The organism is Corynebacterium ureicelerivorans (assembly GCF_000747315.1).
Lineage (GTDB): Bacteria > Actinomycetota > Actinomycetes > Mycobacteriales > Mycobacteriaceae > Corynebacterium > Corynebacterium mucifaciens.
Window position 1 is genome coordinate 608727 of record NZ_CP009215.1, and the last position, 18799, is coordinate 627525.

The 18799-nt window shown below is 61.1% G+C and carries 13 protein-coding genes and 2 rRNA genes; 11 read left to right on the forward strand and 4 right to left on the reverse strand.

The annotated features are described in order from the left end of the window. Window positions 1–305 precede the first annotated feature (305 nt). On the reverse strand, window positions 306–2264 hold the full coding sequence (locus CUREI_RS03145) for an MMPL family transporter (RefSeq protein ID WP_051952174.1): 1959 nt from the start codon (window positions 2262–2264) through the stop codon (window positions 306–308). A gap of 44 nt (window positions 2265–2308) precedes the next feature. Then, the gene (locus CUREI_RS03150) at window positions 2309–3376 is read right to left on the reverse strand and encodes an LLM class flavin-dependent oxidoreductase (protein ID WP_038610325.1); all 1068 of its coding nucleotides are present in this window, start codon (window positions 3374–3376) and stop codon (window positions 2309–2311) included. Between the two features lie 232 nt (window positions 3377–3608). Between CUREI_RS03150 and CUREI_RS03155 the strand changes: the two genes are divergently transcribed. The 3 genes from CUREI_RS03155 (at window position 3609) to CUREI_RS03165 (ending at window position 5732) form a co-directional block, all read left to right on the forward strand. Beyond that, window positions 3609–4274 carry a hypothetical protein gene (locus tag CUREI_RS03155; RefSeq protein ID WP_038610327.1) on the forward strand — a complete coding sequence of 222 codons (666 nt, stop codon included), beginning with the start codon at window positions 3609–3611 and terminating at the stop codon, window positions 4272–4274. Window positions 4275–4379: 105 nt separating this feature from the next. After that, window positions 4380–4937 carry an META domain-containing protein gene (locus CUREI_RS03160; protein ID WP_038610329.1) on the forward strand — a complete coding sequence of 186 codons (558 nt, stop codon included), beginning with the start codon at window positions 4380–4382 and terminating at the stop codon, window positions 4935–4937. Window positions 4938–5108: 171 nt separating this feature from the next. Continuing rightward, a complete protein-coding gene (locus CUREI_RS03165; protein WP_158407448.1) occupies window positions 5109–5732 on the forward strand; it encodes an META domain-containing protein in 624 nt (207 codons plus the stop codon). 80 nt (window positions 5733–5812) lie between these two features. On the opposite strand, the gene CUREI_RS03170 is transcribed toward CUREI_RS03165, so the two are convergent. Together CUREI_RS03170 and CUREI_RS03175 are read right to left on the reverse strand one after the other, a co-directional pair. Beyond that, entirely contained in the window at window positions 5813–6451 is a 639-nt protein-coding gene (locus tag CUREI_RS03170) for a CoA transferase subunit B (RefSeq protein WP_038610333.1), read from the reverse strand. After that, complete coding sequence (locus tag CUREI_RS03175; RefSeq protein ID WP_038610336.1) at window positions 6451–7194, reverse strand: CoA transferase subunit A; 744 nt, start codon at window positions 7192–7194, stop codon at window positions 6451–6453. Before CUREI_RS03175 ends, CUREI_RS03170 begins: the two co-directional genes overlap by 1 nt. Window positions 7195–7269: 75 nt before the next feature. Here CUREI_RS03175 and CUREI_RS03180 point away from each other — a divergent pair, with 75 nt between their 5' ends. The 8 genes from CUREI_RS03180 to CUREI_RS03215 all read left to right on the forward strand — a co-directional run bounded on the left by CUREI_RS03180 (window position 7270) and on the right by CUREI_RS03215 (window position 18757). Beyond that, window positions 7270–8055 (forward strand): IclR family transcriptional regulator domain-containing protein, encoded by a 786-nt coding sequence (locus CUREI_RS03180; protein ID WP_051952175.1) that lies wholly within the window; start codon window positions 7270–7272, stop codon window positions 8053–8055. Beyond that, window positions 8052–9272: an acetyl-CoA C-acetyltransferase gene (locus CUREI_RS03185; protein ID WP_038610340.1), complete on the forward strand. Its 1221-nt coding sequence runs from the start codon at window positions 8052–8054 to the stop codon at window positions 9270–9272. Before CUREI_RS03180 ends, CUREI_RS03185 begins: the two co-directional genes overlap by 4 nt. An 86-nt stretch (window positions 9273–9358) precedes the next feature. After that, window positions 9359–10390 carry a siderophore ABC transporter substrate-binding protein gene (locus tag CUREI_RS03190; protein WP_038610342.1) on the forward strand — a complete coding sequence of 344 codons (1032 nt, stop codon included), beginning with the start codon at window positions 9359–9361 and terminating at the stop codon, window positions 10388–10390. Between the two features lie 10 nt (window positions 10391–10400). Next, window positions 10401–11375 carry an ABC transporter permease gene (locus tag CUREI_RS03195; RefSeq protein WP_038610344.1) on the forward strand — a complete coding sequence of 325 codons (975 nt, stop codon included), beginning with the start codon at window positions 10401–10403 and terminating at the stop codon, window positions 11373–11375. Further along, window positions 11368–12369: an iron chelate uptake ABC transporter family permease subunit gene (locus CUREI_RS03200; RefSeq protein ID WP_038610346.1), complete on the forward strand. Its 1002-nt coding sequence runs from the start codon at window positions 11368–11370 to the stop codon at window positions 12367–12369. Before CUREI_RS03195 ends, CUREI_RS03200 begins: the two co-directional genes overlap by 8 nt. After that, complete coding sequence (locus tag CUREI_RS03205) at window positions 12366–13121, forward strand: iron ABC transporter ATP-binding protein (protein ID WP_038610351.1); 756 nt, start codon at window positions 12366–12368, stop codon at window positions 13119–13121. Before CUREI_RS03200 ends, CUREI_RS03205 begins: the two co-directional genes overlap by 4 nt. 614 nt (window positions 13122–13735) lie before the next feature. After that, window positions 13736–15254: ribosomal RNA gene (locus tag CUREI_RS03210) — 16S ribosomal RNA — on the forward strand. 412 nt (window positions 15255–15666) lie between these two features. Continuing rightward, window positions 15667–18757 (forward strand): 23S ribosomal RNA (locus tag CUREI_RS03215). The 16S and 23S rRNA genes sit together here, the layout of an rRNA operon. Window positions 18758–18799: the final 42 nt, after the last annotated feature.

Genomic DNA, 18799 nt, shown 5'->3' on the forward strand with positions numbered 1-18799 from the left:
TCTTTGCTTGTGAATCCATTATGACGCATTGCGCACTAGTATGCAATGCGTACTAGTGTAGGGGTAGGAAACGGGGGTGACGCCAACGCCCGCGGGTCACTGTCGCGTCACTTTCCACAGTGACAGCACAGTGAGGAAAGTGACACCGCAATTACGGCGGGAGGTCTGGAGGTTGGGGGAAAGTTGAGGGAACGTACCTTCTTCCCCTGGTGAATATGCCGGTGGGCGGGGTGTCGGTTCAATTCCCGGCGGCTCCACCGAGTGCGAAACCCCCGGTCATGACGACCGGGGGTTTTATGTGTGGCCTATGCCTGCTCGTTGCTGGTCTCGGCGTGCGCGCCGAGCGACGCGGGGCGCGCTGGCCACCAGAACTTTTCTCCGAAAAGCAGCACGATGGCGGGAACAACCAAGCTGCGTACGATCAGCGTGTCTAGAAGTACGCCGATGCAGATCACGATGCCTATCTGGGCCAACACCACGAGCGGAAGCACACCGAGCGCCGCGAACACCGCAGCCAGGAGGATGCCGGCAGAGGTGATGACCGCACCGGTCGATCCGAGCGCGGAGAGAATGCCCGCACGAGTGCCAGTGGCCCGCGAGTCTTCACGTGCACGTGTGACCAGGAAGATCGAATAATCGATGCCGAGGGCGACGAGGAAGACAAACGCATAGAGCGGCGTCGTGGAGTCGAAACGTTCAAACCCAAGCAGGTGGTGCGACAACCACCAGCCCAGTCCTAGTGCTGCCCCATTGGTAAGGAGGACCGACCCGGTCATCACCAGAGGTGCCACAACCGAGCGCAACAGGACGAGCAACGCCCCGAAGATCAAGCTGAGCACGAGGGGGAAGATGAGACGACGGTCTTCCGCGGCGGCGGTCTCGGTGTCGTAGAGCTCGGCGTCCCCGCCGCCGACAAGCGCGCCGGAGCCTCCCAAGAGTGAGCGCAGCTCTTCAGTCGTGGCACCTGAGACTTCGAGGAATCCATCCTCGGCCGGGCGGGGAGACAGCCCGGCGTCCTCCAGCCGCCGCGTGGTCCCCTCGATGTCGTCAGTCGCAATAACAGCTGGAGTAGCCGAGATGTTCGGGTAAGCGTCAGAGAGCTGCTGAGCCGCCGAGATGGACTCTGGCGTATCGATGAACTGGTCGGATTGGGTAAGACCGGTGACGATATGTGTCGCGCCCAGGGACATCACCCCCAGGGCGAGAAGCGAAGCGGCCAGGATCGCGGCGGGCCGGCGTTGGACCGTGCGCCCGACCGCGTTGAAGACCGTGTGGTTCGTCTGGTCGCCCACCTCTGGACGCCGCGGCCAGAAGATCCAGTTGCCGAAGAGGAGAAGGACCCCGGGCAGCACAAACATGCCGAAAAGAAAAGCGACCGCCACACCGAACGCTGCCGCAGCCCCGAGTGATCTGGTCGTCGGAGTGTGCGACGCGAGCAAGCACAAGACACCCAATATCACCGTCGACGCCGAAGCTGCAGTGGTCCGCAGCGTTGGGATCCAGGCCCGGGCCATAGCTTCGAAACGGTCGTGGAACTGGGTGAGCTCGTCCCGGTAACGCGAAATCAGCAACAATGCGTAGTTTGTCCCCGCGCCGAAGACGAGGACGGAGAGAATTCCGCCCGTCGATTCGTCCCATTGGATGCCGAGCGCATCGAGCACTCGTGGGTAGAGGAGAGCAACGAGGCGGTCAGCAAGACCGATCACCGCCAAGGGGATGACCCACAGAATCGGGGAGCGGTAGGTGAACACGAGGAGCTCGGCAGCGATGGCGGCGGTGACCGCAAGGAGCTTGACGTTCGCCCCGGAGAACACCCCGGCCAGATCGGCTCGAATGGCGGCGGGTCCTGTCACCGACGCCTCGATGGAATCGGGTAGTCCCTCTCGCGCGTCCGCGCGTAGTTGCTCAATCGCCTCAGTGCTGCCGGATGCTGTGCCGTCAGCGACCTGCAACGGGATCAGCACTGCAGTTGCATCGTCGTTGGGGATGAGCGGGCCGCCGAGTGCTTCTGCCTTGTCTCGAAGGAGATCCATGTTTTCCGTGACCGGCCCGGTGAAGAGGACCAAGGCGGCTGCGGTGGCCTCGCGGTCCTCGCCGGCGGCTGCCTCCCGCTGCGCAGCCACGTATGTGGAATCAAACCCGTCCGGCAATGACGCGGTTTGGGAACTGGGTGCATCTATCGGATCGAGGAAGAAGAGCAGTCCGCTGACTGCAATGAATACCAGGGCCAGCCAGCGAAATGCCCGGAAGAAGGAAGAGTTCACAAGGGAACTACAAACACGTGGGCATGTTTGCGGAGGCTCGTTGGCTAGTCGATCGAGTAGCCCGTGACCGGCCCCTCGGTGTTGGGCTGCCAGCCGAGTTCCGGAGCCACATGGGTGGCGAAGTTCTCAAGAATCTTCACATTGGCGTCCACGCCCAAACCGGTGGGGACGGTGATGAGCAGGGTGTCGGCGGCCATGACGGCTGGGTCCGCCTTCAACTGCTCGATGAGCTTGTCTGGCTCGGCGGCGTAGGTGCGGCCGAAAGTGGAAGCGCCCACGTCAGGCAGCATGCCAACCTGGTCGGAACCGGAGGCCTGCATGCCGAAGCGCTGCATGTCTGCGCCATCGACGATGGGGAAGATGGAGCGGGAGACGGACACACGCGGGGTCCAGTCGTGGCCCGCTTCCTTCCAGGCTGCGCGGTAGCGGGTGATCTGTTCCGCCTGGATCTCGCCCAAGGTCTCGGCGGTGGTCTCGGAGACTAGAGTGGACGACATCAGGTTCAGCCCGTCCTTGGCGGTCTGCTCCGCCGAAGCGTGGGTGCCGGAGCCGTAGAAGATGTGCTTGCGCAGCTCAGGTGTCATGGGGAAGACCGGCAGGGCGGAGCCGGGCTGGAACATGTTGGGGTACTGCCGCTCCAGCGGTGCTGCGGTGGCGAACCCGTTACCGTCCACCGCGGCCATGAATGCCTCGAGGTGGGCGCGCGCTACGTCCGCGCCGTTGGGGGCCTCGCCCTTGTAGCCGAAGGCCTCCCAGCCGCGCTCCGCTACCTCGGGGGCGCCGCGCGAGACGCCCAGGGCTACGCGGCCGCCGGAGAGCTGGTACAGGGATGCGGCTTCTTCGGCGAGGTAGAGCGGGTTTTCGTAGCGCATGTCGATCACGCCGGTGCCCACTTCGATGCGTTCGGTGGAACCCGCGACCGCACCCAGCAGCGGCATCGGAGCGGATGCCTGCGGCACGAAGTGGTGAACGCGAAAGGACGCGTTGTTCACGCCGATCTCGTCGGCGGCCTGAGCTATCTCCAGGTGGGTCTTGGCGATTTTCTCCGCGGATGGGCCGCGCTGGCCGCCGAACGCGTAGTGGCCGAAGCTCAAGAAACCGAAGGCTTTCATTGCTAAACACTCCTGTTGGTGACGTATCAACAAGTAGGGTAGTGCCTCGTCCGCAGATTGTCACGGCCTCAGACAGGCTGCACCACAAACCCCCGAGTGAAGGACCCCTAGTACGGCCCAAAATCGCGCATACTCGGGAGGGCTTACTCGGGGTTTGTGAGGCTAAGGGTGGCAGGAACTTTTACGCCTCCTCAAAACGGCGCCGAAGCATCGGGCTTTAGTCTCCGGTGGCATGAACCGCAACGCCGTCGCAGCACTCGCCGCCACGACCTTCTTGGTCGTCGGCTGCAGTGGCGCGCCCGAGGTGCAGCACGTGACGGTGACTGAAACCGTGGAGGCACCGGAAGCGAAAGCGCCGGAGCCTGAGGAGCCAGCGCAACAAGCTGATGCTGCTGCGGCGGGGGAGACGGAGCACGTCGAGAAGCAAGGCGGAATCCCCGGCGCCCCGCTGGCGTACCCGGGTGCCGGCGGCCCCGTCCCGGACAACGCTCGGCCGATCAGAACGCTCAAGAGCATCGGCGATAGCCCCGTGCAAAACGCGCTGTTTGTCACCCCGTCCGGCAACATCGGCTGCATGATGAACCTGGCGGACAAGCCGATGTTCGACTGCGGCGTGAAGTCCTTTATGGAAAGCGAGCAGTTTGGCATCGGTGAGCTGGGTACACCGAGGTGGATGATGGAAATCCTCGGCGGCTACCCACGCGAGCAAACTGAGCCGCCGCTTTACGACGACTCCGTGTGGCCCCCGGACAGCGAATCCGCCGAAGTTGTGCAGTACGGCGAAGTGGTCAACCACGGTCCGTATGTGTGCGCGGTGGAAGAAACCGGCGTGACCTGTTGGGACTCTGAAAGCGGCAAGGGGGCGTGGCTGGAGCGCGGCGAGGTGGTGTTCTTCTAGGCCGCCCTAGCGCTCGCTGGCCGTTGGGTTAAAGGAGTGTCCAGGTTACTTAAAAGCTTTGTTGGGGCCCTTTAATGCTGCGAAATGCCAGGTAGGTTGGCGCTCATGACCTCAAAGACTGTAAAGACGTTGTCCGCAGCAACTGCTCTCGCCGCCCTCGCCGGCGGCTTTATTGGCGCAGGCACCGCCAACGCGCAGATGTCTTCCAACGGTCCCGCCGACATTGAGGGCTGGACGCAGATGGGCTGGTCTGCGTTTAGCGGCTCCGTGATTAACAAGGGTGGGTCCCACATGCTGCTGAAGAACCTGCCGGAAGGCGCGAAGCCGCTGCCCGCGGCGAAGGCGAAGGCTGCCCTGGAGGGGCCACTGCCAGTCAAGGGTGACGCGTCCATGACGGTCACCTTCGGCCCGGACGGCAAGCTGTCCTTCTTCGACGGCTGCAACGCCGGTAGCGCCGGGTACTCCATCGACGGCGCCGGTGCCGTGAAGGTTGGTGCCATCGCTCAGACGCAGCGCCTGTGCGACCCGACCAGCATGAACAAGGCGGACGAGCTGACGTCCATCCTGCGTTCGAACCCGTCGGTGTACCGCTTCGACAACGAGACGATCGCCCTGGCGGCCCAGGGCAAGGCCATCGAATTCTCAAAGACGGCTCCGAACTGATCCACGCCGCTTAACCCTCCCGCTGCCCACCTCTGGGCAGCGGGTTTTTGGTTTTTACAGAGCGCTAGTGCGTATGGCGAAGCTATGAACCGCGTCAACGCAAATGTGGAGTTACGTTGAAGTTTCCTTGAGTCCCTTGTTCGCCTGAAATCGCTCGGTAGCGTGATGGCCATGGTTACTTCGACCAAGACCCTTTCGACCAAGACCCTAAGGAAGTTGTCCACAACGACCGCAGTCGTCGCCCTCACGGGTGGCCTGCTTGGCGTCGGAACTGCCGACGCCCAGGAGCGCCCCGAAGCCTCCAGCATCGACCAATTCGTGCAGATGAGCTCGAACCTGTTCGGTGACTTCGGCGGCGCACCCGCGCCGGCCCCAGCGCCGGAGAATCCGGCACCTGAGAACCCGGCTGGCTCTGATCTGATCCAGCTGATCCCGGAGGGGGCAGATCATCTCACGGATGATCGCCTCAGCTCCGCGCTGGACACCACGCTGCAGGCAAAGAAGAACAAAACCATCACCCTGGACTTCCGCGAGGACGGTGTGCTCCACTTGAACGACGGCTGCAACTCCGGCACCGCGAAGTACCAGACCGACAACACCGGGGCGCTGCACCTGAGCGACTTCACCGAGACCAAGATGGCGTGCGAGCCGGGCGCACAGAAAGACGCCGACGATCTGAAGATGGTCCTCCAGTCCAACCCGCAGCTGTTCCAGCTCGACGCGTCAACCCTGTTCCTCGCGAGCCAGGGCCACGGCATTGAGCTTCAGAAGATGCACGGCCGCGATTACCAATAACGCACTCGAGTGACGCGGGATAGATAACCGAAAGCCCCAGGTCGCAGACGCGGCCTGGGGCTTTCAGCTGCGCGGGGGTCTTAGATGGCAACCTCGAACGGGGCTTCGGTGGCTTCGCGGACGGACTCAACGGTCTCGCCTGGGGCAACCTCTGTCAGGGTGAGGCCTTGCTTTTCGTCCACGGAGAACACGGCCAGGTTGGTGATGATCTGGTCGACACACTTCGCGCCTGTCAGTGGCAGGCGGCACTCCGGCAAGACCTTCGAGGTGCCCTTCTTGGTGGTGTGCTCCATGAGCAGGATGACCTTCTTGGCCCCGTGCACGAGGTCCATCGCGCCGCCCATGCCCTTGACCATCTTGCCTGGGATCATCCAGTTGGCCAGGTCGCCGTACTGCGAGACCTCCATGGCCCCGAGGACGGCCACGTCGATCGCGCGGGAGCGGATCATGCCAAAAGACGTAGAAGAGCCGAAAAACGATCCGCCCGGTGCCACCGTGATGGTTTCCTTGCCGGCGTTAATAAGTTCTGGATCGACCGCGTCGTCGGTGGGGTAGGGGCCCACGCCGAGGATGCCGTTTTCGGAGTGCAGCACCACCTCCACGTCTTTGGGCAGGTAGCCCGGAATGAGGGTGGGCATCCCGATGCCAAGGTTGACGTACTGGCCGTTTTCCAGCTCTTGGGCTGCTCTGGCCGCCATTTCCTGCCTGGTCCAAGCCATTACTCGCTCACCGTCCTAAATTCGATTCCGGTCTCCTGCGGGCCCACCTCGACTACGCGGTCGACGTAGATGCCGGGCAGGTTCACCTCGGCCGCGGGGATCTCGTCTACCACGTGCTCCGCCTGCACGATCGTGATCTTGCCGGCCACGGCTGCGTCGGGGTTGAAGTTCTGCGCGGTCTTGGAGAAGACGAGGTTGCCAAACCGGTCCGCCTTGTGCGCGTGCACGAATGCGAAGTCCGGTGTCAGCGCGGTTTCCATCACGTACTGCTCACCGTTGAACTCGCGCAGTTCCTTCGGGTGGGAATACTCGGCGATGGTGCCGTCCGGGTTGTAACGGGTGGGGATTTCCCCTGTGGCCAGCGGGGTGCCCACGCCGGCTTTGGTGTAGAACGCGGGGATGCCCGCGCCGCCAGCGCGCATGCGTTCTGCCAGGGTGCCCTGCGGGGTGAACTCGACGGTGAGCTCACCCTCTAAGTACTGGCGCGCGTACTCCTTGTTCGTGCCCAGGTAGGAGCCGATGGAGCGGGAGATCCGCTTGTCCGCCAGCAGCAGGCCGAGGCCGAAGCCGTCGGTGCCCAGGTTGTTGGAGATGATCGTGAGATCGCCGGCGCCTTGGGCGCGCAGGGCGTCGATGAGCCGGGCGGGGATGCCCACCAGCCCGAAGCCGCCCACGGCGATGGAGGCGCCGTCCGGGATGTCGGCAACCGCCTCCTCCGCTGAAGAAACCACCTTGTTAATCATGTGCGCATAGTAACTGTTGTTCGGCTACTGCACAAGGGTTCACAAAGCGAACCTTAATCGGCTAGGATCACACGCATGTCTGGTAGTGATGTGCAACTCGTACAGAGCCTCACTCGGGGTCTGGCGGTCATCCGCGCGTTCAGCGGTGCCCGCCCGCGCCAAACGCTTGCCCAGGTCGCAGAATCGACGGGCCTTCCACGCGCGACGGTGCGCCGGTTCCTGCACACGCTCGTTGCGGAGGGATATGCCTCCAGCGACGGCACGGTTTTCTGGCTCACCCCGAAGACTCTCGAGCTGGGTTTTTCGTACCTGTCCAGCCTGGGTCTTCCGGCGATCGCGCAGCCGCATTTGGATGGTCTGTCGCGCACGCTCAACGAATCGAGCTCGCTCACCGTCCTCGACGGCTCCGACGTCGTCTACGTCGCCCGCGCCGCCGCGAACCGCATCATGAGCGTCAATATCACCATCGGCACGCGCTTTCCCGCTTACGCGACGTCGATGGGCCGCGTGCTGCTCGCCGATCTCCCATCCGCGCAGCTCGATGCCTACCTTGCCGGCACCGCGCTCGAGCCCATCACGCCTGAGACGGTCACCAGCGAGGATGCGCTCAGGCAATTGCTTATCGACGTCCAAAGGCAGGGCTACGCAATCGTCGACCAAGAGCTCGAACTGGGCCTGCGTTCCGTGGCGTGCCCGGTCCGCGGCAACGACGGCAAGGTCGTGGCCGCGGTGAATCTGTCGGCCCATGCTGGGGCGGTGGGGCACCGGGAGGTCGTCGATAGGCTGCTGCCCCCGCTGCAGGCAACGGCGAGCGCGATCGAGCGTGACCTGCAAACAACCACTCTGAAGGAGAAATCATGAGCGACCCGAACGATATTGTCATCTGCAACCCCAAGCGCACCGCAGTCGGGCGCTACGGCGGCGCATTCGTCGGCGTGCCGGTGCAGGAGCTGGCCGCGACCGTGGTCAAGGCCGTGATCGAGGATGCCGGGATCTCCGGCGACGCGATCGACGACATCATCCTCGGCCAGGCCTCGCCGAACGGCGCCGCACCCGCGCTAGGCCGCGTTGTCGCACTCGACGCTGAGCTGGGCGTTGACGTGCCCGGCATGCAGCTGGACCGCCGCTGCGGCTCCGGCTTGCAGGCGATCGCCACTGCCGCGGCGCACGTGGCTGCCGGTGCCGCCGACCTGATCGTCGCGGGCGGTGCGGAATCCATGTCCAACACCGAGTACACCGTGGACGGAAAGATCCGCTGGGGTGCAAAGGGCGGCACGATGGGGCTCAAGGACCGCCTGCAGGAGGGCCGCGAGCAGGCGGGCGGCAAGCACCACCCGATCCCGGGCGGAATGATCGAGACTGCGGAGAACCTGCGCGAGGAGTACTCGATCGCGCGCGAACGTCAGGACAAGCTGGCGTTGGCGTCGCACGCCCGCGCCGCGGCGGCGCAGGAGGCTGGAGACTTCGACGCCGAGATCGTGCCGGTTTCGGTGCCGCAGCGCAAAGGTGATCCGGTGGTGGTGGACAAGGACGAGCACATCCGCCCCGGAACCTCCGAGGAGTCGCTGGCCAATCTGCGGCCGGTGATGGGCAAAACGCTGGAGGCGGCCACGGTGACTGCCGGCAACGCCTCTGGCCAGAACGACGGCGCCGCCGCGATGATCGTGACCACCCGTGCCAAGGCCGAGGAGCTGGGCCTGGACCTCTACGCTGTCCTGCGCGGCTGGGCCGTCGCTGGCGTCGCGCCGGAGACCATGGGCATCGGGCCTGTCGACGCCACGAAGAAGGTGTTCGACCGCCTCGGCCTGACCTTCGACGACATCGACCTGATTGAACTGAACGAGGCCTTTGCCGCCCAGGCACTCGCAGTGCTCGATGCGTGGGGGATCGCCGAGGACGACCCACGCGTGAACCCGGTGGGCTCCGGAATCTCGCTGGGCCACCCGGTGGGTGCCACCGGCGCGCGCATGGTGGTCACTGCCGCGCATCAGATGCGCCGCACCGACGCCCAGCGTGCGCTCGTGACCATGTGCATCGGCGGTGGTCAGGGGCTTGCTGCGGTGATTGAGAAGGCTTAATTCGGGGGCGGGTTTGGCGGCAAAGTTTGGTTAGCCTAATGTGGGTCAGGTAACCCTTACCTTATGGACCGAAAGGAAGGACGACCGTGACCCGTTTCTCCCGCACCCCTCTCATCGCTCTCATCGCGGTCGGCGCCCTCACGCTGGGCGCATGCTCCACCAGTGAGTCCGGCACGGATGCCGCCGCTGGTTCGGAATCGGTGGCGACCGAAGGGGCGTCGGCAAGCAATGATGCTTCCGAAGGCACCGTGACCGTCACCGACAACTACGGCGAGAAGACCGTGCCCACCCCGCCGAAGCGGGTGGTCGCTCTGGATAACCGCTCCTTCGAGCTTCTGGATTCCTGGGGGATTAAGCCCGTCGCCGCGCCGCGCGACATCGTGCCTAATTCCATCCCGGGCATCGCGGACGACGAAGACATCCTCAACATCGGCAACCACCGCGAGCCGAACCTGGAAACCATCGTCGCCGCCGATCCGGACGTGATCATCTCCGGCCAGCGCTTTGAAAAGTTCGACGACGAACTGCAGAAGCTGGTCCCGGACGCCACGTTGCTGGACTTCGAGCCGCGCGACGGAGAGCCGATTGACCGCGAGATCATCCGCCAGACCTTGGATCTGGGCGACGTCTTTGGTAAGCAAGCCGAGGCTGAGCAGGCAGTTCAGGAATTCACCGAGGCTGTCCAGCGCACCCGCAACGCCTACGACCCTGAGCAGAAGGTCATGGCGCTGAACGTCTCCGGCGGCGAGATCGGTTACGTCGCCCCGGGCGTGGGCCGCGTGTGGGGGCCGCTGTTCGACCTGATTGGTTTCACCCCGGCGCTCGAGGTGGCGAACGCCTCCGACGACCACCAGGGCGACGACATCTCCGTCGAAGCCATCGCCAACGCCAACCCGGACTGGCTGCTCGTGCTGGACCGTGACGCGGGCGTGAAGTCCATCACCGACTCCCCGGAAGCGCTGTCCGTGATCGACGACTCCGCGCCGCTGAAGAACGTCACCGCGGTCAAGGACGGCCACGTCTACGTCGCCCCGGCGGACACCTACACCAACGAGTCCATCTACACCTACACCGAGATTCTCAACCAGATCTCCGAGCAGCTCGAGGCAGGCAAGTAGTCTGTCTCCGATGACTGACACAACGACCACCACCCGCCCCAAGCTTCTGGACTGGAAGCTCGGGGCGGGTGTCGTCCTTGTTTTAGCCCTCCTTGCCGCGTCGCTGATGGTGGGGCAGTACGACATCCTGGGCACCGAGGACGGCTGGGAAATGTTCCGCGCCACCCGCGTGCCGCGCACGATCGCGCTGGTACTCGCGGGTGCGGCGATGGCGATGAGCGGGCTGATCATGCAGATGCTCACCCAGAACCGATTCGTCGAACCCACCACCACCGGCACCACCGAATGGGCCGGGCTGGGGCTGCTCGCGTCGTTTTTGCTGTTCCCGGACGGCTCCGTGATGACGCGCATGCTGCTCGCCGTCGGGGCCGCCTTCATCGGCACCATGGTGTTCTTCGCGTTCCTGCGGCGCGTGACGTTGCGTTCCAGCCTGGTGGTGCCCATCGTGGGCATCATGCTCGGCGCGGTGGTCAGCGCGGTGTCCACCTTCATCGCGCTGCAGACTGACCTGTTGCAGTCGCTCGGGGTCTGGTTCGCCGGTTCGTTCACCAGCGTGATCGCCGGCCAATACGAGATCCTCTGGGTGGTGCTACTCGTGGTCATCGCCGTGTTCTTCTACGCCGACCGCCTCACCGCGGCCGGTTTGGGCGAAGACATCGCCACCAACATCGGCCTGAACTACAACCGCATCGTGCTCGTGGGCACCAGCCTCGTCGCGGTGGCCACCGGCGTGGTCACGGTTGTCGTGGGCAACCTCCCATTCCTCGGGCTCATCGTCCCCAACATCGTGAGCATGCTGCGTGGCGACGACCTCCGGTCCAACCTGCCCTGGGTCTGCCTCACCGGCATCGGGGTGGTGACGCTGTGCGACCTACTCGGACGCATCGTCATCGCGCCGTTCGAGATGCCGGTGTCCGTGATCCTCGGCGTGGTTGGCGCCGCCGTCTTCATCGCCCTGATTGTGGGGAGGAGCCGGAATGCGTGAGGTAGGCGCGTTTCAAACGTCGCAAAGCAAACGGCGCTACTGGCTGCTCACCGCATCGTTGGTGGTGGCCGCGCTGCTGTTCACCGCGGGCCTGCTGTCCTGGGGAAACCCCATGGACTTTGGCACCCGCGGCTACTGGCTGATCGCGCAGCGCCGCCTGAACTCCGTCATCGCCATGGCGGTAGTGGCGCTCTGCCAGGCCGTGGCCACAGTGGCGTTCCAAACGGTGACGAACAACCGCATCATCACCCCGTCCATCATGGGGTTCGAGTCGCTGTACGTGGCCATTCACACCTCAACCGTGTACTTCCTCGGCGCAGCCGGGCTGAATAACGCCCGCACGCTGGAGATGTTTGTGATCCAGCTCGTGCTCATGGTGGGCTTAAGCCTCATCCTCTACACGTGGCTGCTTGCCGGGGACAACCCCAATATGCACGCGATGCTCCTGGTGGGCATCGTGCTCGGCGGGGGATTAGGAAGCGTGTCGACGTTCATGCAGCGCCTGCTCACGCCGAGCGAGTTCGACGTGCTCACCGCGCGTCTCTTCGGCTCAGTCAACAACGCGGACCCGGAGTACTACCCGCTGGCGGTGCCGCTGGTGCTGGCGGCGGTTGTGCTGATGTTGCTGAATTCGCGGCGCTTGAACGTCCTTGGCCTGGGGCGGGACGTGGCGGTGAACTTGGGCGTGAACCACAAGAAGCACGCTGTGTACACCCTAGTGCTCGTGTCCGTGCTCATGGCGGTGTCCACCGCGCTGGTCGGGCCGATGACCTTCCTCGGGTTCCTGGTGGCCACGCTTGCGTACCAGTTCGCGGACACCTACGACCACCGATACGTGTTCCCCATGGCGGCGCTGCTCGGCTACTGCATTCTGGCGGGCGCGTACTTTGTCATGAACCACATCTTCTACGCCCAGGGCGTCGTCTCCATCATCATCGAGCTGGTCGGCGGCCTGACGTTCCTCATCGTTGTCCTACGAAAGGGGAGACTGTGATCGAGCTCAACGAGGTGAGCAAGGCCTACGGCGACGACACCGCAATCGGGCCCGTCTCACTCCAGATTCCTGCTGGCGGTATCACCGCGCTCGTCGGCCCGAACGGTGCCGGCAAGTCCACTCTTTTGACGATGATCGGGCGCCTGCTGGCGCTCGACTCCGGTTCCGTGCACATTGGGCAGATGGACGTGACCTCATCCAGCTCAAAAGACCTGGCCAAGGTGGTTTCGATCCTGCGGCAGGAGAACCACTTTGTCACCCGCCTGACGGTACGGCAACTGGTTGGCTTCGGCCGATTCCCGTACTCGGGTGGGCGCTTAACGGCTAAGGACGAGGAGATCATTTCCCGCTACATCGACTTCTTCGGTTTGCGGGAACTGGAACACCGCTACCTGGACCAGCTCTCGGGCGGGCAGCGGCAACGTGCGTATGTAGCAATGGTGTTGAGCCAGGAGACTGACTACGTGCTTCTCGACGAGCCCCTGAACAACCTGGATATCTCCCATTCCGTGGAGATGATGCAGCACCTGCATTCTGCAGCCCGCGAATTCGGCCGGACCATTGTGATCGTTTTGCACGACATCAATTTCGCGGCCCGGTACGCGGACTATATCTGCGCGGCCAAGGACGGCCAGGTATTCGCGTTCGGAACAGTGGACGAGATCATGCGCGACGATCTGCTCACCGAGATCTTCAATACTCCGGTGCAAGTGATCGAAGGGCCTCACGGACCCATCGCGGCATATCACTAAAACCGTGTTCTGCCTGGGTGTTTGTGTTGGTTTAGGGTTCGTGGTTATATATCCATCCGTTGCTTCTGAGCGGCCCGAGCGGTTGGTCAGGGGGAATGGTTAAACTACATAAGGTTACCGCGGGGTAAACGGTGGTTGAACGCGAGTTTGACTTCTGGTTTATGTTGTGTGTAGCTTGTAGCGAGGCTGCTTGACTGGCTGGGCTGTGATGGTCTGGTTGGTGGGTGTGCTGGTGTTGTTTGAGAACTCGATAGTGTGCCAATGTACTTTTGTTGCGTGGGTGTGTGTCACCTGCCCTGTTTTGTGCACTGTGTGGTGGATGCCTGCTTTGTTGGGTGTGTGCCGGTGGTGGCGTGGTTGAATTCCAATAACTAATCACGTCATCTGTTTGGTTCAGTGCGTGTTGGGGTGTGGTTGACATGCTTTTTACTCGCGTATTTGTGATCGGCCCTTGTTTTGCCCCGTCGGGTTGGGGGTCGGTTGTTTTTTGAACCTTGTAATTTTTGGAATTTTTGTGCCAGTTCAGCATCGCTGCCTTTTTGGTGTGGTGGTGTTGGGTGGTTTGTTTTTGGTTGGGTTTCGGGCTTTTCACGGCCTTGTTTCTTGCTGAAACTTTTGTGGAGAGTTTGATCCTGGCTCAGGATGAACGCTGGCGGCGTGCTTAACACATGCAAGTCGAACGGAAAGGCCCAAGCTTGCTTGGGTACTCGAGTGGCGAACGGGTGAGTAACACGTGGGTGATCTGCCCTGCACTTCGGGATAAGCCTGGGAAACTGGGTCTAATACTGGATAGGACCACTTCTTGGATGTTGTGGTGGAAAGTTTTTTCGGTGTGGGATGAGCTCGCGGCCTATCAGCTTGTTGGTGGGGTAATGGCCTACCAAGGCGTCGACGGGTAGCCGGCCTGAGAGGGTGTACGGCCACATTGGGACTGAGATACGGCCCAGACTCCTACGGGAGGCAGCAGTGGGGAATATTGCACAATGGGCGCAAGCCTGATGCAGCGACGCCGCGTGGGGGATGACGGCCTTCGGGTTGTAAACTCCTTTCGCTAGGGACGAAGCGTTTTTGTGACGGTACCTGGAGAAGAAGCACCGGCTAACTACGTGCCAGCAGCCGCGGTAATACGTAGGGTGCGAGCGTTGTCCGGAATTACTGGGCGTAAAGAGCTCGTAGGTGGTTTGTCGCGTCGTTTGTGTAAGCCCGCAGCTTAACTGCGGGACTGCAGGCGATACGGGCATAACTTGAGTGCTGTAGGGGAGACTGGAATTCCTGGTGTAGCGGTGGAATGCGCAGATATCAGGAGGAACACCGATGGCGAAGGCAGGTCTCTGGGCAGTAACTGACGCTGAGGAGCGAAAGCATGGGTAGCGAACAGGATTAGATACCCTGGTAGTCCATGCCGTAAACGGTGGGCGCTAGGTGTGAGTCCCTTCCACGGGGTTCGTGCCGTAGCTAACGCATTAAGCGCCCCGCCTGGGGAGTACGGCCGCAAGGCTAAAACTCAAAGGAATTGACGGGGGCCCGCACAAGCGGCGGAGCATGTGGATTAATTCGATGCAACGCGAAGAACCTTACCTGGGCTTGACATACACCAGATCGTCGTAGAGATACGGTTTCCCTTTGTGGTTGGTGTACAGGTGGTGCATGGTTGTCGTCAGCTCGTGTCGTGAGATGTTGGGTTAAGTCCCGCAACGAGCGCAACCCTTGTCTTATGTTGCCAGCACGTTATGGTGGGGACTCGTGAGAGACTGCCGGGGTTAACTCGGAGGAAGGTGGGGATGACGTCAAATCATCATGCCCCTTATGTCCAGGGCTTCACACATGCTACAATGGTCGGTACAACGCGCATGCGAGCCTGTGAGGGTGAGCGAATCGCTGTAAAGCCGGTCGTAGTTCGGATTGGGGTCTGCAACTCGACCCCATGAAGTCGGAGTCGCTAGTAATCGCAGATCAGCAACGCTGCGGTGAATACGTTCCCGGGCCTTGTACACACCGCCCGTCACGTCATGAAAGTTGGTAACACCCGAAGCCAGTGGCCTGTCATGGGAGCTGTCGAAGGTGGGATCGGCGATTGGGACGAAGTCGTAACAAGGTAGCCGTACCGGAAGGTGCGGCTGGATCACCTCCTTTCTAAGGAGTTTTTTTSTGGCTCACAGTTGTGGGCTTTTTTGTGTGGTTGATGTCGCCGAGTGTGCGACTGCCATGAAATATGTTGTGCCGGGTGGACGCACACCTAGTGGTGGTTGGTTGCTTGATCTGGATGGTCAGGTGGCGTACTGCTTAYTGGTGGGTTGTKTGCTGTGTGGTGCTGTGGGTGGGTGATGCGCACCTGTTGCGTGACAGAAGGTTTGTAAGCATTGGTGCACTGTTGGGTGTCTGGGGCAGCACAGGTTTGTGTGTCCTTGTTGGGCCCYTKKYGTGRGCYGGCGGCGGTTGTTTGCTGGTTTGTGTGGGGGTTGTGTTGTGTGAGAACTGTATAGTGGACGCGAGTATCTTTCTTTTTTGTGTTTTGGTGTTATTTACCTTGATTGTTTGTGTGTCCGTGTGTTTTGTTACGGGCGTATGGTGGATGCCTTGGCATGCTGAGCCGATGAAGGACGTGTGAGGCTGCGTTATGCCTCGGGGAGTTGCCAACAAAGCGTTGATCCGAGGATGTCCGAATGGGGAAACCCAGCACCGGTTGTGTGGTGTTACCCGCAGGTGAATTCATAGTCTGTGTGGGGGTTGACGCGGGGAAGTGAAACATCTCAGTACCCGTAGGAGAAGAAAACAATTTGTGATTCCGTGTGTAGTGGCGAGCGATAGCGGATGAGGCTAAACCGTGTGCGTGTRAGACCTGGCAGGGGTTGCGTGTGCGGTGTTGTGGGGTGTGTGCGTGTGCAGGCTGCCACCTGCAGGCATGATTCGCGCGTGTCAGTGGAAGCATCTGGGATGGTGCGCCGGAGAGGGTGATGAGTCCCGTACGTGAAGGCATGTGTGGTTGTGTGGTGCATGTCCCCGAGTAGCAGCGGGCTCGTGGAATCTGCTGTGAATCTGCCGGGACCACCCGGTAAGCCTAAATACTCAGTGTGACCGATAGTGGATTTAAGTACCGTGAGGGAATGGTGAAAAGTACCCCGGGAGGGGAGTGAAAGAGTTCCTGAAACCATGCGCTTACAATCCGTCAGAGCACCGTTWWGTGTGTGATGGCGTGCCTTTTGAAGAATGAGCCTGCGAGTCAGCGGCATGTCGCGAGGTTAACCCGTTTGTGGGGTAGTCGTAGCGAAAGCGAATCCGAATAGGGTGTTTTTAGTGGCATGTCCTGGACCCGAAGCGGGGTGATCTACCCATGGCCAGTGTGAAGCAGCTGTAAGAGGTTGTGGAGGCGCGAACCCACTTAGGTTGAAAACTGAGGGGATGAGCTGTGGGTAGGGGTGAAAGGCCAATCAAACTCCGTGATAGCTGGTTCTCCCCGAAATGCATTTAGGTGCAGCGTGATGTGAGCTTGCCGGAGGTAGAGCTACTGGTTGGTTGAGCGGGACTATCATCTTAGCGACGTCAGCCAAACTCCGAATGCCGGTGAAGTGGTGCATTGCAGTGAGACTGTGGGGGATAAGCTTCATAGTCGAGAGGGAAACAGCCCAGATCGCCGGTTAAGGCCCCTAAGGGTGTGCTAAGTGGAAAAGGATGTGGGATCGCGAAGACAGCCAGGAGGTTGGCTTAGAAGCAGCCATCCTTGAAAGAGTGCGTAATAGCTCACTGGTCGAGTGGTTTCGCGCCGACAATGTAGTGGGGCTCAAGCACACCGCCGAAGCCGCGGCAAGCCTTTTTGGCTTGGGTAGGGGAGCGTCGTGTGTGGGGTGAAGCCGTACTGTAAGGAGCGGTGGACTGCATGCGAGTGAGAATGCAGGCATGAGTAACGAATGGCAAGTGAGAATCTTGCCCGCCGGATGACTAAGGGTTCCTGGGTCAAGTTCGTCTTCCCAGGGTGAGTCGGGTCCTAAGGCGAGGCCGACAGGCGTAGTCGATGGTTAACGGGTTGATATTCCCGTACCCGTATATGCGCGCCCAGTATCGAAGCGGTGATACTAACCACCCTGATCTGCTGACGTTGATCACTCTTTGAGTGGTTGGTTGGTGGTGATGCGTGGGGCCTGATCCGTTGTAGGTCAGTGATGGGGTGACGCAGTGAGGTAGCCGAGCCGCTTATTGGATTGCGGTGCAAGCGTGTGGCACGACAACATTGGTCAAATCCGGTTGTCWTKTGTGTGAGGCGTGATGCGTAGCCCTTKKGTGGGTGATGTTGGTGATCCTGTACTGCCGAGAAAAGCCTCTAGCGATGTGTGTGTACGGCCCGTACCCATAACCGACACAGGTGGTCAGGTAGAAAATACTAAGGCGAGCGGGTGAACTGTGGTTAAGGAACTCGGCAAAATGCCCCCGTAACTTCGGGAGAAGGGGGACCCATGCTGGTCAAGCATGTTTCGTGTGGTAGCTGGTGTGGGTCGCAGAGAAGAGAGGGGAGCGACTGTTTATCAAAAACACAGGTCCGTGCGAAGACGGTTAAGTTGATGTATACGGACTGACGCCTGCCCGGTGCTGGAAGGTTAAGAGGACCTGTTAGGGCTTTTTGGTCCGAAGCGGAGAATTTAAGCCCCAGTAAACGGCGGTGGTAACTATAACCATCCTAAGGTAGCGAAATTCCTTGTCGGGTAAGTTCCGACCTGCACGAATGGCGTAACGACTCCCCTGCTGTCTCAACCACAGGCCCGGTGAAATTGCAGTACGAGTAAAGATGCTCGTTTCGCGCGGCAGGACGAAAAGACCCCGGGACCTTCACTATAGCTTGGTATTGGCATTCGGTGCGGTTTGTGTAGGATAGGTGGGAGACTTWGAAGCRTGCACGCTAGTGTGTGTGGAGTCGTTGTTGAAATACCACTCTGACCGTAGTGGATATCTAACCTTGGCCCATGATCTGGGTTGGGGACAGTGCCTGGTGGGTAGTTTAACTGGGGCGGTTGCCTCCCAAAATGTAACGGAGGCGCCCAAAGGTTCCCTCAGCCTGGTTGGCAATCAGGTGGGTAGAGTGTAAGTGCACAAGGGAGCTTGACTGCGAGACGCACTTGTCGAGCAGGGACGAAAGTCGGGACTAGTGATCCGGCACCTACTTGTGGATGTGGTGTCGCTCAACGGATAAAAGGTACCCCGGGGATAACAGGCTGATCTTCCCCAAGAGTCCATATCGACGGGATGGTTTGGCACCTCGATGTCGGCTCGTCGCATCCTGGGGCTGGAGTAGGTCCCAAGGGTTGGGCTGTTCGCCCATTAAAGCGGCACGCGAGCTGGGTTCAGAACGTCGTGAGACAGTTCGGTCTCTATCCGCCGCGCGCGTTGAAACTTGAAGAAGGCTGTCCCTAGTACGAGAGGACCGGGACGGACGTACCTCTAGTGTGCCAGTTGTTCCGCCAGGGGCATGGCTGGTTGGCTACGTACGGGAGGGATAACCGCTGAAAGCATCTAAGCGGGAAGCCTGTTTTGAGATGAGGTTTCGTTTGAGGTTCCCAGGAGACGACTGGGTTGATAGGCCGGATCTGGAAGCGTAGTAATGCGTGGAGGTGACTGGTACTAATTAGCCGATAAACACCAACACACAAGGGTTGTTGGTAGGTAACACCGCGTAAAACGCATGTAAGAGT